Genomic DNA, 14,941 nt, shown 5'->3' with positions numbered 1-14,941 from the left:
TGCGGGGCGTATTCGGATAAAATTGTACATCCAGATCAGAATTGAGGAAATCCGCCAAGGTTTCATTGACGATGGGTAGAATTTTGTCGAAATTGGCTTTGAGGTCATGCATACGCAGGGTGTTTTTGTGAAGATTAACACTCCTAAGATATTGAATATCAAGCGTTTGCATGGCCTTTCTTATTTTAAAATTATTAAAAACTTAACCCCTAAACGCGTACGTCTTAAGAAGTTTATATGAAGTTGACATGGCAATGAGAGTCGTTCAAATTATTGCTCTTGTCAATCATAAGTCCAGGTCGAGCGGAAGTGTCAACTGGTTGGGATCGTATATATTCGGCTGTTCATAGTCTATTGCCCATGGGGTGGATCCCTTTTGTAAACTTTCCTCATCGGTTGAAAGAATGGATTTGCTGCTACCCTTTAAAGGAGCATACAGTATAGCTTTTGTTCCTTCTCCCGGCTGGGATTCAATCTCAAGGCTTCCACCGAGCAAGTCTATCCGTTCCTGGACATTAAACAGCCCGAACCCACCTTCTTTTGTAGGGCTGGGTTTCTCCCCGTTTATGCCAAATCCCACACCCGTATCTTCTACAGTAATTTGTATCTTATTGGTCTGCCGCCTGAGTGTCAATGTGGCTTCATTCACTTCGGCGTGCTTGATGACGTTAAAGAATAACTCCCTTATGCTTTGATATAATATTTTATGGACTTCCTCACTAAGTGGTTTGGGCTTCCCGTCATCTTCCAACGTTATTTCAAGCCCGTATTTCTTCATTCGCCGGGCGACCCAGCGTAACAGTTCCACAATGTTTTCTTTTTCAAATATGGGGGGAGGTTTCAGCTCATTGACGAACTCCCGAGTATATTTGTTCGCCACCAGGATTATCTCTTTTAATTCTTCAATTTCATCCGAAATCTTATCCTTGGATACTTCTTTATTTAGCTGGTCTAGTTTTATTACACTCAGATCCAACATTTGTCCTACATGGTCGTGAAGTAACCTGGCGATGCGATGGCGTTCTTGCTCCTTCGCCTTATTCAGCTGATAGGTTAATATTCGAAGCTGATTTTTGTAGTCCTCCAGGGTTTTGGTTCGTTTTTCCACCCTTTTTTCAAGGGTTTCATTCATCTTTTCAAGCTCTTTTCGGGCTTGGATCTTTCCCGTTACCTCAACAACCATATTAATCATACCTTTAATTTTACCGTCGGCATCTCGGATAGGGCTGAAGGAATAATCAAACCACGCCTGTTCAGGCTCCCCATATCGCGCCAGCGTGAATTCAGCATTTTTAAAGAAGCCGGGCTGTCCATTTAACGCACGGCTAATTTGGGGTCCGGTAACATCTATTGCCTCCGACCATACCTCCCGGAAGGGCCGTCCCAGCGCCTCGGGTTTATTGCCCAGCAGGGGACGGTAGGCGTCATTATAAATGGTGATCAAGTCTTTGCCCCAACATATCGCGATAGGGAAATCGATCTCAATAATAAGGTTAACAGTACTTACCAATGTGTCGGGCCAATGGGCCATTGGTCCCAAAGAGGTTGCTGACCAATCCTTCTCGCGGATCATCCTTCCCATTTTACCGCCCCTGTTTAACAAGTTTGGCTGCTTTTCGGGCATACCACTCCTTAATTTTTAATCACTCAAATTCACTTAAATATATTATTGTGAACTTATATTGCAATAGGTATAACGTTATTTTTATTAGTAAAAAGCCTGTTTTAAACAACATCAGTTCCATTTAAAAACTGTTATTGGGGGCGTCCCAGCACCAATATCCCAAAGGCTTCAGAGAAAAGAGGTGAAGATATCGCTGGCCCCCTTCATCATTGAGCCAACAATGGATTAAACAAGGCTCTGTGAGAAATAAAATACTACGCTATAAAGGTACTCTATTGATATCACCGCACATGGGGGATCTCGGTGAGGTATTGGGTGTAGAGAGAAGCCGCCTGCTGAAGCTCAATTTGATCCAGCTCGAGCATTGTTTCCAGGCCCTCGAGTTTGGCATCACAGCCGCGGACCTGGGCAATCTTGGATGTCAGGTCCCTGGTTTTGAGCAGGCCGTTTGTGATCACAGCAGCCATAGACAGCATCGTAGCCAGGAGGCAGAGCACCTGCCATACCGGGATGCCAAAAGAGACCACACCTTTGGCGGCCTCAATAAACCCGCTGCCGCCCACGCCGGGTCCCGCCGTTAAAGCGGCAGCCAGTGCACCGGCCACTATAGAGGTGGTGATAAGACGAGATTGCCGCGGTTCACTCTTCTTGAGATATTCAGCTACTTCCCGCCGTTTTGACCTGATCTTTTCTAAAAGAGCCTCTGTATCACTCATGGTTCTCCCGTTGGTATTTATTATTTCCGTGAACAGTTATTCGTGCTGAGAAGTGTTGCCTTAGCTTCATAAAAGAGGCTTCATTTTTGTGATTGGGGGACCTTTAATAGTAACTCACCCATCAGTTCTGAAACAACCCACTCCTCAGCTATCTTCTCATTGTGGAAACGGCTAACAATCATATCAACCCACGTCACCTTTTTTCCTGAGGGTGGGATCCCATGCATCTCTACTTTGTTCGTACCTTCCAAAGAGCGTTGCCAGGTGATGGTATTCGAATCCTGGGCAAGGAATTTAACCTCTACAACTCGTATATCCGGCAGTGCTTCCCGTAACTGGGTAATGATTTTTTTAATAAATGAATGGCCACTGTATTTCTTATCGCCGGCATGGCCAACATAATCAACTGCAAATGTTTCCGCTATTACCTTCAGGTTGCCTTTCCCGATAAGCTCTTCAACAGCATACCTGATTTTTTCTTCCCTGGCCTTATCCATCGTATCCCTCACTATTTTGATCTATTTCCCATCCACTGCACATCCGCTCTGATCAATATGGGAATAGCGTGGCTCAATGGCAATGGGGCGGGTCACAAGGCCAAGAGAAGGCCGCTATATTGGACTCATGTTTTCTTCCTCCCCCGCAATGAAGCAATTTTCTTTACCAGCAAAGCCGCAAAACCGACCACAACTATTGCAACGGTCACCCCAACGGAAATCCATTTGGCAGATGTCATAAAACTGGCTACTCTCGCAACTGCGGGGAGTTGTTCCGGATAGCTGGCAAGCATAATCACAACACCCAGGTTCTCTGCATAATCAGTCACAAGGGGCACTATGGGGAAAAGTATTAGCTTCCTGATCACCTTGTTGCCCGGGAAGGTGCGGCGATAAATGTATGCCAGGAGCAGCCCGAACAGGAGTGAGGTGGAAAGCGGGTAAACCAGGTCTGCTGTGATCTCCACAATCGTATAAAACTGGCGTCCTTCTGCACCATACGCCTCAATCATTTCATACGCCTCTGCCGGGCTATACGAGAACATGACGTCCAGCGGGCCGACGCCCCCTGATTGTGCTTCAATTCTGGCAACCACGTATGGCCAGACCAGTGTATTGAACGCAATGAAAATGACGAGAAGAATGAAAATGTTTCTTTTGGTGGCCCAATTTGTAAGACGATCAAGCAGTTTCATTAGCATTCACATTTCTCCCTTATCTATGCTTCCCAGCTTCTCACCAGGTTATCATACCAGTCTCTTTCGTAAATATAACCTGGGTTTGACATAAAAACTGTCATTGCGATTCGGTGACCATCGGGAGCAATCCTGTCAGAATCTCCTAATTGGATGAACACAAACCGGTAAAGAAGATCGCCACGTCGACCTCATCATTAAGCCAAAAAGAGCAACAAAGAGCCTCCTCGCGATGACAGTTATTTTTTTGTGATACTTGTATCGAACTTACGTTAAATATAGAGATACTCTATGAAGCGTGTCACTAAATGTTAACCCAACCGATGTTAGGGGATAGGGGGGCTCAAGTCAACGGCCTCTGCCATCAATGGTGAGATCACGCATTAGGCCAATCAGAGCTTGATCACCGAAGCCGGTCACCAGTAATAGGTATAATAGTTTAGGATTTATGGATCGTGAAAAAAACCAAACGCCCTCGTGACGTGGCTTTTAGAAATGGGGAATGTTCGCCAATGCATTCCCCATGTTTTTTATTGGTCCCAGAACTGGGTTTAAAACCCTGCACTTTCAGTGCAGAACGTTCGTATTTCGAAAAATCTATAGCGAACGAGGTCACCTGTTTTTTGGGGCGAGTATGTCTGGTCGTGTTGTACTAGCACTAATGTCCCCCTTCGAAGGGGGTGCAGGGGGATGACCTACTCCACAACGGCTAGTTGGTAAAGTCCTTGAAAAGTACTCCAATTGGAGATGACGAATCAGCTTTCTTGTTAGAAAAGATGTAATTTTTTAAAAGGAGAAGGACTTTCAGTCCAAACCTGAACGCTCCCTGCACTTCCAGTGCAGGGAGCGTTCAGTTGGCAGGTTTTAGAGAACCAATTTTTTTCCACCCTGATTTAGGTTCTAAAACAACGGTAATAAATAAACCATCTTTGGAAGCTTTGGCACGTGCCTGTGATTCTCTAAACTCTGCATTTATTTGTTTAGGCGATAATTTGTATAAACCCCCAGTTATGGCATCAACACCTAAACCTATTAACCCACCAAAAACAATATTTCCCCAGACCCATCCACTGACACTTTTCGTAAGTGTTGTTTCATAAGGTTGATATCCAGCCAGTTCTAAACTAACGGTATGTGATTTTTTCCTTTCTAATTTGATGTTGACCGGTGTTGTACCATATTTCTGTCCATCTACAGTTATATTAGCTTTCGATGGATTACTACTGATCCCGACTTCTTGCTTTGACCCATGCATAATGGTTGCACAAGCTTGAATGATTAATATTATAGCCAACGCAAACACAATTGATGAGAGTTTTCTCATGATATTTGATTTTACGTTCGTGTTTTAGTTGTACCCTCGATTAGGAATGAAAGTAACGTGTTTACCGATTGAAAGTAAAATTAGTAGGTCTGTAACCGCCTATCTGACAGATACAATGCCGCTCCGCTTTATCCATAGAGACTGTCCAAAAAGTCCAAACCAGGAAATGGATGCCTTAATAATTAAGGCATTATCAATCTCCCTCAACTTTGCCAAGGCTTCGTTGAGCAAGCTAAATCCCTCTACCGCCAGTAGTCGGTCACGGCTCCAAAGCCTGTCCCGAATACCTTCGGGGAGGGACTTCAAAAGTGCCTTTATGACATCCTGAGCGAGATCGCAGTCCAAGTTCCTCACCGACAACGGTCGGTGCAGGCTCTTGGAGAAGAGCTTGTCCGCCCACTGGCGTGAAGGACAGGAGGATTGACCGATCGATTGTAACCATATGCCTTATTTTTTTAGGAATCTGATTGTTGAACGTGACTTTTTAGACAGCCTCAAGTGATAGGGCACGATTCAAGACCCCCGGGTCTCCCCAGTTCATACTCTAATCGGTAAATGCGTTAAAGTAATTTAAAACCACATAGCAATTACTAATCTAAAAATTGGCTACTATTGTTAAAAAATTACTCATACCTCAGCTTTAGACATGGTAAAAATCTAGCGAAAAGTTTTAGTTGGTATAACGCTCTGCGCTTAACGGGTGGGCGTTTAGCGTTTATTCAATCCCAGCTTACGAGTTGCCCTACAAATTGTACTCCCTTTTGAAGTTTGAAGATGATACTATAACAATATATGCCAATGAGCGTTAAGTTTGCTTGTCAATCCGGAACTTCTCATAAAAAGATTTATACCCTATCATCCGGGCCGCCGGAATAATCAGAAAGTTGAGCGCTTTTTGGACAAATACGGGCGGACCTTCGCCGAGATAAGAATCAAAATACTGGTTGAATAACGCCATTTGAAAGATCATGGCGGGCGGCTGCATGTTTTTCTCGTCTTCATCGATGTAGCCATATACCTGACTTAAATAAACCGCGAATTGCGCCGGCATCACCACCTCGCAAACGACTGTTTCATCCGTAGGATTATAGGGTTTGTGTGGTATGCCTCTCCGTATCGTATAATCTTCACCCGGCTCCAATATTTTTTCTTCCCCGTTCACCAAAAGACCAAGATTACCGGATTCAACTTTGAACGTTTCATCCCATCCGGTTTGAATATGAAGCGGAGGTCCTTCGCCCCCGGGAGCAAATTGCAACTTCAGCCTGTAATCCCCGTTCTCTCTGCTAACGACGGTTAAGGTATCGCCCAGCATTTCTGAACCAAATTGACTACCGGGTTCAAAATAGGTATGAGGGGCCGGCCTGATTTCGGGAAATATGATCAGGTGAAAGAAATAACCAATCGAGAGATAACTTGCTATGAAAAGACCAATTCCGAGTAGTATCATTTTCAAACGACTCATAATCTTGAAAGTTTTCGTTCAAGATGTGAGTGACCGCAGACAAAGTATTGTAAAAATGTTACCTTCCGTTCAAACGGCCTGTTTGGGAGATTCCGAACGGCTGTTCAGATATGCAGAGGGCGTGAATCCCGTATACCGTTTAAAATTCCTGATGAAGTGGCTCTGATCGTAAAACCCGAATTTATAGGCGAGCTGTGCCCATGAAATATGATCTGCCGCATCCACATATTTCAGAACGCGGTAAATGCGGTAGATCTTCTGGTATTCCTTGATAGTGAGCCCAACTTCCTCCTTAAATCGATCAACCAGATGTTTCCGGGTGTACCCGGTTTTGTCCGTAAGTTGCTTAACGGACAGCCCCGGATTCTGGCTCAGGAGCTTAATGATAAAATCGGAAACAAGTATTGAGCCGGGATCGGTTTTCCCGCCCGCCTTTTTTATCCAATCAGCTACAATACGAAATCGCCGTTTAGTTTCAGGAGTCTTTTGGAGGGTCTGAAGGAGCCGTTCCAAGTCCTTATCAATTACATCTGCCAGCTGAATTACATGATTGGTAAACGACTTTTGAGAAATTCCCAGAAACTTATAATAGCCGTTCGGGGTAAACCGGATGCTTATGAAATGACAGTACTCCGGGTGCCAGGCCTCCACAAATGCGGTCTTGCTTCCCTGGATGATGCCCCCTTCAATAACTGCTCTTCTGCCTGTCATTTCGCCTTGGATCGGTTTTGCAAGATTGATCAGGATTTCCGGCGTATTGCGCGGGTAGAGCCGTTTCGTAGTCTCCACCGCGTGACCCCGAACCTCCATGATATTTTTTACAAAAACCGGAAGAGAGGGACCACTGAATTTGGTGAAGGTTAAATCATGAATCCTTTTTTGTTTGTGCATTTTCTTTTTCCTCAATTAGCCGTTTACAGTTTTCTGCCGATTCATTGAGATTTTTCCTCATCAGTCTTTTGGCAAACAGGGTCTCGACCAACCACCCCAACGGACGGAATTTGGGCATGAGTTGGTATTCCGTGGTGTGATACAGGATACTTGAGCTGTCTCCGTTCTTCTCAACCCGCATGGTCAATTTCGCCGTGAAGTCGGGCTCATTACACTCATGTATCTGTATATGAGGTTCCTCAAACCGGGTAACCCGCCATTCTGTTTCTGACTCTTTGGGTCCGATTTTTGACGCTTCCCTGTACATAGCTCCCTCCCGGACCGGGTTTGCGGTGGTATCAACCAGTGCCTTCATCACCACCACCCACTGCGGCGCTTTTTCAATGTCACTGATAAAATTCCAGACTTTTTCTCTTGGTGCCTCGATCGGTTTTTCGATTTCAACTTTTGGCATAACTTCTTTGTTTAATGTCAACATTACCTTTTTGCAATCAACAGGGTAAACCCGGGACTTTTCTTGAGCGGTTTCACTTTTGTATTAGGAAATCCCGCATCCTTTAACCAACCTTTAACATCATCCACCTGATAAGCCCGACCGTTGGAAAAAAGAAACAGGTTCCACCCGATAAGCGAAGCCACCGAACGGGTAAACCGGGAGCCCGAAACATTGTCGAACTGGTCCAGGATGCCGATAGTACCTCTATTGGTTAACGACCGTCCCAGTCTGTTAAACAACTCCTGGTTCTGTTCAGGTACATTTCCATGAATAATATTTCCGAAAAAAGCATAATCATATCCACTTGGAAATGGATCTTCAAAAAAATCTGCTTCCAGCGTATCAATCCGGTCAGCCACATCAGACTCCTCTTTTAACGTCTCTTTTGCATTTTCAATCCCGACAGGCCAATCCATAACCGTTGCACGGAGTTCCGGGTATTTGCGGCACATTTCTACGCAGTACAACCCATGACTCCCCCCGACATCCAGCATCCTCTTTGATCCCTCGGGCAGGCTGACCTTTTTGGTTACTTCTTGAACCGTAGAAATGGCGAGCCAGCGCATAGTTACCTGGTAGGTGCGGGCAAACTCTCCTTCTCTAACCTGATCCCATCCGATAACGCCTTCCTCCGGAGCTTCCCGGAGTGCTGTTTCCACATTCTCTACGGCCAATCGGATCTGTTTACCGGCGAAAGTCGCAATGTCCTGATACATTTCAACAGGTATCGCTTTGCGGGCATATTTGGTCAGTGAATATGTCCCATTTTTTTTCTCAACGTAACCCAGTGGCTGTAACACCCTGAGCAAGTTGGTTACTGCGCGTACATTGCAACCGGTTTTCCCGGCCAGCTCCTCGGCTGTTGCAGGTTCCTGGTTCAAGGTTCGAAACAGGCCAATGCTGCCGGCCCCGATCATGGCAGACATCATAAAGCCGGGAAGAGCGGCGTCTACGAGCGGTCCCGGTATCATTCCCCATTTGATAAGCTGACGTTCGATAAAATTCGGACGTAAAGGCATAATCCCCCCTCCTAATTTGTCTCAATTATAATTACTGAGGAAAACAGCCATCCGATGAATCCGATAATTACTAAAAAATATCAGATTATCCGGGATATTCAAGGTTTAAGGCCATGGGCCGGGTATTTAAACTGCGTGAAACCTGCCGCTATAAAGTGCTTTAGCTGTTCCTTACAAATGCGAGCGTATCCGTGTTCTATGGCTATACATATGTTTGGTACAGGTCAAACTGCCACCCATCTTTAAAAAATGCCTGTATTACAAGCCAATGAAGCAGTATCTACTTTCTCCAGTATTGCTTGATTTCAGCTATTTTCAACTATGGTCGAGGTACATTCCTCTGGACAGTAAATAATTAAATTTTCATAACCTATAGGTTAGGATTTGGAAAAGATGTAAATTTCATGATGCAGTATCCTTTGTTTATACTCGACTCTGAGACGCAACTGCTTTGATAGTTAGTTGTAGTTAAAAGCGGAGAGATGCTGTCCTTCCCATATTTCACTGGTTTGTATTGCCGCCAGCGCAGAAACCAAGATGGATCGGTGAACAAAGTTAGAGCAACCAATTATAACCAATCTATATCTAATTTTAATTGTTACTACTATGAAAACAATGATAAAAACGGTAGCAGCTTTGGCAATGTGTCTGATGATTGCCGCTGCCAGTTATGCACAAGGCATTAAATTCGGTGTAAAGGCGGGAGCCGATTTCTCAAACTGGGGTGGAGATGATGTTGAAAATCTCAACCTCGATATGAACTACGGTTACCACTTTGGTGGTTTTGCCGAGATTCCGCTGACTAGAGTTATTAACCTGGAAAGCGGCCTTTATTTATCCAGAAAAGGGTTCCGTACCAAAGAGGAAATTCTAGGTGTGAAAATGGATTTGAATAACACATCAAGCTACCTGGATCTTCCTGTGCTGGCAAAATACGCAGTTACCAGAAATTACAGCCTCATGTTTGGTCCGCAGTTTTCTTACCTTCTGGACAATAAATTAACTTTGAAAGCTGCCGGCGAAAAAGAATCGGACAACAGCGTTCAGGGCTTCAATAGGTTTGACCTGGGACTGGTAGCCGGAATGGGCTATCAGTTTGAAAACGGACTATTGTTGAGCACGAACTACGACTTTGGCTTGACCACCCTGGATGATGAAACCAATATGAAAGTTTTCAACAGAGTTTTAAAAGCTTCGGTTGGATATCGTTTCTAGTTGTTAGAACACATGGATAACAAAAAAAGGCACTGCAAAACAGTGCCTTTTTTTTAATGCTTAAGTGTTTGTTTACAAACTGTACTTAATAAAGGGGCGCCCAGCTGTTCCCATCTTTTCAATTCAAATTCAAATTCATATTCATTTTGAAATTCCATTTCAAAGCTTTTGTACCTGAAATAAATATATTAGAGAACCTCCCCTCAAAAATAATAAAACCGGTAGGCCAGGGCGAGGCGTGTCCCGTTGAAGCATCTTGTTAGGTCTCTATTTCATCGATATTGATTATTGTACCAGTACCCTAGCAATCTCGAACCAAGTGCGATATTCATACTCTTTGGTAATATGTAATGTAGAATGAATAGAACTATTGCCGCAAAGTTTGACATGAATAAAACGCCTAGAGAAATTAAACTGTAATTAGCTTTACGACCGGAAGTAATAACCGGATTTTGATGTAATACGATAAACTTTTTCCCCTGTTTTCTACCATACCTTTTAAGGCGTATTAAAAAATCAATTTCTTCGTAGGCATATAATTCTATACTAAATCCACCAATAGCTCGAAAAGCCTTAGTTTCGCATAACAAGAACGCACCACCACACCAGTTAAAAAAACGAAACAGTGGATTTAATCTTTCCATACGTAGCTTGTTGAAAAGCGTTCCACCTTCTACAGTGACCGTTGCTCCACATCCAATATAACTATTGCTATGTATCAAGGAGATTACCTCAGAGATTAGTTCCACTGAGGGGAAAGAATCTGCATCAATAAATAGTAGCCAATCTCCGAGAGCTGCCTCTGCTCCGGTATTCCGTGCTCTTGAAATTTGGTTGATAGACTCAAACACAACTTTAGCTTGCTTCTCAAATGCAACTTCAGCAGTACGGTCGGTTGAATTATTATCACAAACAATAATTTCCCAATTGCCATTCTCCACATTGTTCTCACTAAATGCAGTATAAATTTTATCCAGCGTTCCATCGATCTGCTTTTCTTCATTAAATGCTGGAACAATGACAGAAATGAGCATGATGTGATTTGTTTTAAGAGGCCTAAAACACCTTGTGCATAACCGGTGCACGGATTATTGTTGAATTAGCAACTAACGGAAGAGGAGCCTTAAAACCAAGAGCGGCAAAGAATCAATGTTTTCTCTGTTAGCTTCATCGAGCATTTGTGAGATGCCAGTCTTGGAAATATCTACTCCCAAAACCCGATGCCCCATCCGTGCGATAAAGAGGGCATCACGACCTTGTCCACAACCGAAGTCCAAGACATTGGAGCGTGTTTTTTTATAATTCTCGAAGAACTCCACAAAATCGGCACATGGAGGCCCACATACATTGGGGGATCTTTATACTGTTTTTCGTAGTCAGACATTGGTTGAGCAGGATTTGCGCCAGCTAACGACCTGGCCTATAACGAGCCTTTAGATTACAGTAAGCAAAATAGTCATATCTTAGAAGGCATAACACGTGCTGCCGCCTAAAGAGCTAGCCACAGCCTGAGCAGGTTAAGGTAATAGTGGTTGGTCATCAAAGTTTCCCATAAACTTCTTGCTATTATATAAATTCAATGTGGTATTGTATTTTAGTCCAAATTATAACTTTTGAGTTACTTCCTGAAAACACTTCGTCATGAAAAAAACTTTCATTGTTACAATTTGCTTATGTTTTGCCATAATCACGAGTGCTTTTGCACAAAACAAGTCCTATTTCATTTCTCCTTCAGGTGATGACAACAATTCCGGGTTGTCAATAGCAAATCCATGGAAAACCATTGCTAAAGTAAACCAACATGTATTTCAACCGGGAGAGGTGATCCATTTTGAAACAGGAGGGACCTGGCATGGACAATTGCATCCGCAGGGATCAGGCGAAAAAGGGAATCCAATCACCCTCCAAAGTTACGGGAAGGGAGAAATGCCTGTTATTGACATGGGAGACGCTGAAGGATCCGCCATCAGGCTTGTTAACCAATCATGGTGGGAAATACGAGACCTTGAAGTAACGAGCGAAGCGCAGCCCACCCTCGGTATTGGTCGACAGGGGATCGTTGCCATAGCGAGTGGTCCCGGCAATCACATTGAACATATTTTGATAGAAGATAACTTTATCCATGACATCTGGGGGGCAGCTTGACGGGGAAACCATGTACACCGGTTATAACAGCGCCGCAATTTATGTGGGAAGAGCATTTAACGATCCAGACAGAGATTCCACAAACATTGCGAATGATGTGCTCATACGAAACAACAGGATTGAACGTGTTGATAAAGCCGGCATAATCGTTTTTGATGGAAGAAAGGATGTTATCGTTCGGGCCAATACGCTGGAAAACCTGGGAGGCGACGGAATATTTGTGAATGGGACGAATGAAGGCCTGATTGAGCACAATATCGTACGCCGTTCCTGCCTGCGATCTGGAGATCCCGACCTGGAGGGCTCAGAAGATTTTTGGCCCCATACCGCGGGAATCTGGATCCAGGATGCGTACCGAACGGTCATGCAATATAATGAAGTGTACGATACCGGCCGGCAACCCGGTAACGGAGATGGATTTGCCTATGATTTTGACTTTGGCTGCAGGGAGTGTGTGCTCCAATACAACTACAGCAAAAACAATCACGGCCTGTTGCTTATTATGAACCGGGTCACTGACAGCATTGCCCGGTACAACATCAGTCACAACGACCAGACGCACCTGGTACAGCTGCACGGCACGATAGATGAGGGAAACGTCATCCATAACAATCTTTTTTATGTGGATCACAGCACCGTTAACATCGATCATTACCTCGGGGGTGATCCAGGGGATGGAAATAGGGAAGCACTGGGAGCGACCTTTAAAAACAATATTTTCTACGCAAACGGGCAGGGGCGTTTTAATACTGTTTACTCCTATGGTTCATCCTGGGAGAGGAAATTCATTGATGCCCCGAATATTTCCAAGCCCTTTTCCAACAATTTGTATTTCGGTTCATGGTTAAATGGTCTGCCCGAGGACCCGGAAAAAGTAGTGGCCGATCCCATGTTCATGGCACCCGGAACCGGTGGTGATGGATTCTCTACGCTAGATGGATATATGCTGCAGCGCCAATCGCCCGCCATCAATACCGGGACCGCTGACCTGCCTGAACTCCCCACAAAAGTCACCAAAGATTTCTATGGCAATCCGGTAAATGATGGCACCCCGGATATTGGAGTGTATGAGCAAGTTGGATCTAAGGTTTCTCAGTAAAGCGTTTATCGGTTAGATTAAATTGCTAAAAATGTAGAAATACCCTCCATGTCATCCCGGACCCCCGAGCCGGGATCTCGGAGCGGAATCAGCTTGGTTGCGTTGAAGATGTAAGCCTAGCGACATTGCGCATAAGCTGCGTGCAGGTCAACGTTGATTTTAAAAAATAAAATGTACTATAGAAATTGACCAGCCTAAAATCGGCAGGGTAGGGCAAGGCACGTCCCTTTACGGGTCGGGGTGTGCATACCGAATGCGTTCGGGTGGCCGTCCCGCAACGGCGGGACCACCCGTTGGCCGACTGGTTCGACCGATGTGATGCTGAGCCTCTATATATGTTTGGTGCATCCGCCAGCTGGCGGGCTGCCAACCATCGTTGAATACTGCCTGCAGTAGGAACCCACCGGAAAGGAAAGTCGAATTCAGAAAGGCGAGAAAAAACTTGCCAGGGGAGAGCTATTGCCTGTTGACTTTGGAGGCCATATATAGGTAATACAACATCCGATGAAAAACTATATTTATAATTCTGTCTCTTCTTCTATTACTCCTTTTATTGTAGGTACCTGTCTCCCTCTTAGTTCAGATTTTTTTATCATTGTATCTACAAATACGCCAACAAATTCTTGGGTTTTATTATCACTAGCATAGGATGAAGATTTTATTACTTCCTGAGTAAATTCATACGCCTCTTCTCTAACAGCCTGATCATTTCTTAAATAACCATCAAAACCCTCAACTACATCTTTTGCCAAGGATTCTGCGAAATATTTTGTCAGAAATTCATAGCGCTCACCCCAAAGTGCCTCAGGTTTTTTCCAAGCAATAGTACTAACAATTACAATTAGTAGAATGATTATACTCACCATTGCTATTAATAAAAAAGTCTGATTGGATTCAGAAACGGCATTTAGACCGATCAAAGAACCGAGAATAGCCTCAATAACTAATACTATTAATGAGAAAAAACCAAGGGGTGTTTGAACAGCATCAATAATTCCACTCCAGTATTTTTGAGCCATATCATACCTCCTGAGGACGTTCTGTAGAATTCATCATATCTGTTAAAGCCTTTGCTTCACTCTTGGATAACAAAAAATTGGTCGCTTGAGGGGCACGAAGAATTACCAAATCTTTTAAACTTGGATTGGATTTAATTTTATTTACAGAAATATGATGGGAAAGTCTTTTCTTAAAAATAACATCGACACCATGTGAATTCCAATTTGGTTTAATATATGGTTCGGAGTCAATATTTCCCCACCCGTAGATACCTCGTATATTCTCTTGCCCGGCAAGCCAAAAAAAGACAATATCCCCAATTTCCATCAAACTACGATAACGTGTAGCGTACCACGTAACTTTTTTCCCCTCAACTAGCTTTTGCCTTAAATCATATCTATCAGGAATTGATTGAAAAATCCAAAAATTCATATGAGTATTTTTATAAAAATTAATTTTGAAATCCGTTGTATAACGACTTGAGCTTAACGGGCGCACGTAAATTTAGTGTTAATTCCATTTCCAGTTTACGAGTTGCCGCCGGGAAATCAAAACGGTCGGGGCCTGCTTACCGAAGCCCGTCCGTCCTATAGTGCGTAGGAGAGCGAGGCGCATCCCGTTAATGCGCGGGATATTGTTCATGGCCTCCTCCCGAGCACCGCTCTTCGGGGCGTTTGAACCGGGAAGAGCGTAGATTACTATTTTCCCAACCGTAAACTAACCCGAGAGGTACAGCCATGAACGTGTACACTGATC

At 44.0% G+C, this 14,941-nt stretch carries 17 protein-coding genes; 3 read left to right on the top strand and 14 right to left on the bottom strand.

Translation table 11 applies throughout. From position 1 onward, the window contains the following. Positions 1-286 precede the first annotated feature (286 nt). The 9 genes from NC796_RS25860 to NC796_RS25820 form a co-directional block, all read right to left on the bottom strand. Positions 287-1,624, bottom strand: a complete 1,338-nt coding sequence (locus tag NC796_RS25860) for an ATP-binding protein (RefSeq protein ID WP_310688722.1) — start codon at positions 1,622-1,624, stop codon at positions 287-289. Positions 1,625-1,905: 281 nt separating this feature from the next. After that, the gene (locus NC796_RS25855) at positions 1,906-2,340 is read right to left on the bottom strand and encodes a hypothetical protein (protein ID WP_310688720.1); all 435 of its coding nucleotides are present in this window, start codon (positions 2,338-2,340) and stop codon (positions 1,906-1,908) included. Between the two features lie 80 nt (positions 2,341-2,420). After that, positions 2,421-2,837 carry an ester cyclase gene (locus NC796_RS25850; protein WP_310688718.1) on the bottom strand — a complete coding sequence of 139 codons (417 nt, stop codon included), beginning with the start codon at positions 2,835-2,837 and terminating at the stop codon, positions 2,421-2,423. A 125-nt stretch (positions 2,838-2,962) separates the two neighbouring features. After that, positions 2,963-3,532, bottom strand: coding sequence for a hypothetical protein (locus NC796_RS25845; protein ID WP_310688717.1), 570 nt, complete (start codon positions 3,530-3,532; stop codon positions 2,963-2,965). A gap of 850 nt (positions 3,533-4,382) precedes the next feature. Next, positions 4,383-4,856, bottom strand: coding sequence for a PEGA domain-containing protein (locus tag NC796_RS25840; RefSeq protein WP_310688715.1), 474 nt, complete (start codon positions 4,854-4,856; stop codon positions 4,383-4,385). An 805-nt stretch (positions 4,857-5,661) separates the two neighbouring features. Beyond that, positions 5,662-6,321 carry a cupin domain-containing protein gene (locus NC796_RS25835; protein WP_310688713.1) on the bottom strand — a complete coding sequence of 220 codons (660 nt, stop codon included), beginning with the start codon at positions 6,319-6,321 and terminating at the stop codon, positions 5,662-5,664. A 69-nt stretch (positions 6,322-6,390) separates the two neighbouring features. After that, positions 6,391-7,212, bottom strand: a complete 822-nt coding sequence (locus NC796_RS25830) for an AraC family transcriptional regulator (protein WP_310688712.1) — start codon at positions 7,210-7,212, stop codon at positions 6,391-6,393. Further along, a complete protein-coding gene (locus tag NC796_RS25825; RefSeq protein WP_310688710.1) occupies positions 7,187-7,666 on the bottom strand; it encodes an SRPBCC family protein in 480 nt (159 codons plus the stop codon). The genes NC796_RS25830 and NC796_RS25825 overlap by 26 nt, the downstream gene beginning before the upstream one ends. Before the next feature lie 23 nt (positions 7,667-7,689). After that, positions 7,690-8,727: a methyltransferase gene (locus NC796_RS25820; RefSeq protein WP_310688709.1), complete on the bottom strand. Its 1,038-nt coding sequence runs from the start codon at positions 8,725-8,727 to the stop codon at positions 7,690-7,692. Between the two features lie 606 nt (positions 8,728-9,333). Between NC796_RS25820 and NC796_RS25815 the strand changes: the two genes are divergently transcribed. Next, positions 9,334-9,942, top strand: coding sequence for a porin family protein (locus NC796_RS25815; RefSeq protein ID WP_310688708.1), 609 nt, complete (start codon positions 9,334-9,336; stop codon positions 9,940-9,942). Between the two features lie 272 nt (positions 9,943-10,214). Here NC796_RS25815 and NC796_RS25810 read toward each other — a convergent pair whose 3' ends face one another. The 3 genes from NC796_RS25810 to NC796_RS25805 form a co-directional block, all read right to left on the bottom strand. Continuing rightward, positions 10,215-10,976, bottom strand: coding sequence for a glycosyltransferase (locus tag NC796_RS25810; RefSeq protein ID WP_310688707.1), 762 nt, complete (start codon positions 10,974-10,976; stop codon positions 10,215-10,217). A gap of 72 nt (positions 10,977-11,048) precedes the next feature. Then, complete coding sequence (locus NC796_RS26950; RefSeq protein WP_409070426.1) at positions 11,049-11,219, bottom strand: class I SAM-dependent methyltransferase; 171 nt, start codon at positions 11,217-11,219, stop codon at positions 11,049-11,051. Further along, entirely contained in the window at positions 11,147-11,326 is a 180-nt protein-coding gene (locus tag NC796_RS25805; protein ID WP_310688706.1) for a hypothetical protein, read from the bottom strand. Before NC796_RS25805 ends, NC796_RS26950 begins: the two co-directional genes overlap by 73 nt. A gap of 257 nt (positions 11,327-11,583) precedes the next feature. On the opposite strand from NC796_RS25805, the gene NC796_RS25800 reads away from it, so the two are divergent. After that, entirely contained in the window at positions 11,584-12,087 is a 504-nt protein-coding gene (locus tag NC796_RS25800) for a hypothetical protein (RefSeq protein ID WP_310688705.1), read from the top strand. Further along, positions 12,065-13,186, top strand: a complete 1,122-nt coding sequence (locus tag NC796_RS25795) for a right-handed parallel beta-helix repeat-containing protein (protein ID WP_310688704.1) — start codon at positions 12,065-12,067, stop codon at positions 13,184-13,186. The genes NC796_RS25800 and NC796_RS25795 overlap by 23 nt, the downstream gene beginning before the upstream one ends. Positions 13,187-13,704: 518 nt before the next feature. Here the strand turns inward: NC796_RS25795 and NC796_RS25790 are convergent. Further along, on the bottom strand, positions 13,705-14,205 hold the full coding sequence (locus tag NC796_RS25790) for a hypothetical protein (protein ID WP_310688703.1): 501 nt from the start codon (positions 14,203-14,205) through the stop codon (positions 13,705-13,707). Between the two features lies 1 nt (position 14,206). Next, entirely contained in the window at positions 14,207-14,617 is a 411-nt protein-coding gene (locus NC796_RS25785) for an EVE domain-containing protein (protein ID WP_310688702.1), read from the bottom strand. Positions 14,618-14,941: the final 324 nt, after the last annotated feature.

It is taken from the genome of Aliifodinibius sp. S!AR15-10 (assembly GCF_031569985.1).
Taxonomy (GTDB): domain Bacteria; phylum Bacteroidota; class Rhodothermia; order Balneolales; family Balneolaceae; genus JAMQKA01.
This window is presented reverse-complemented; position numbering and strand designations above follow the sequence as displayed.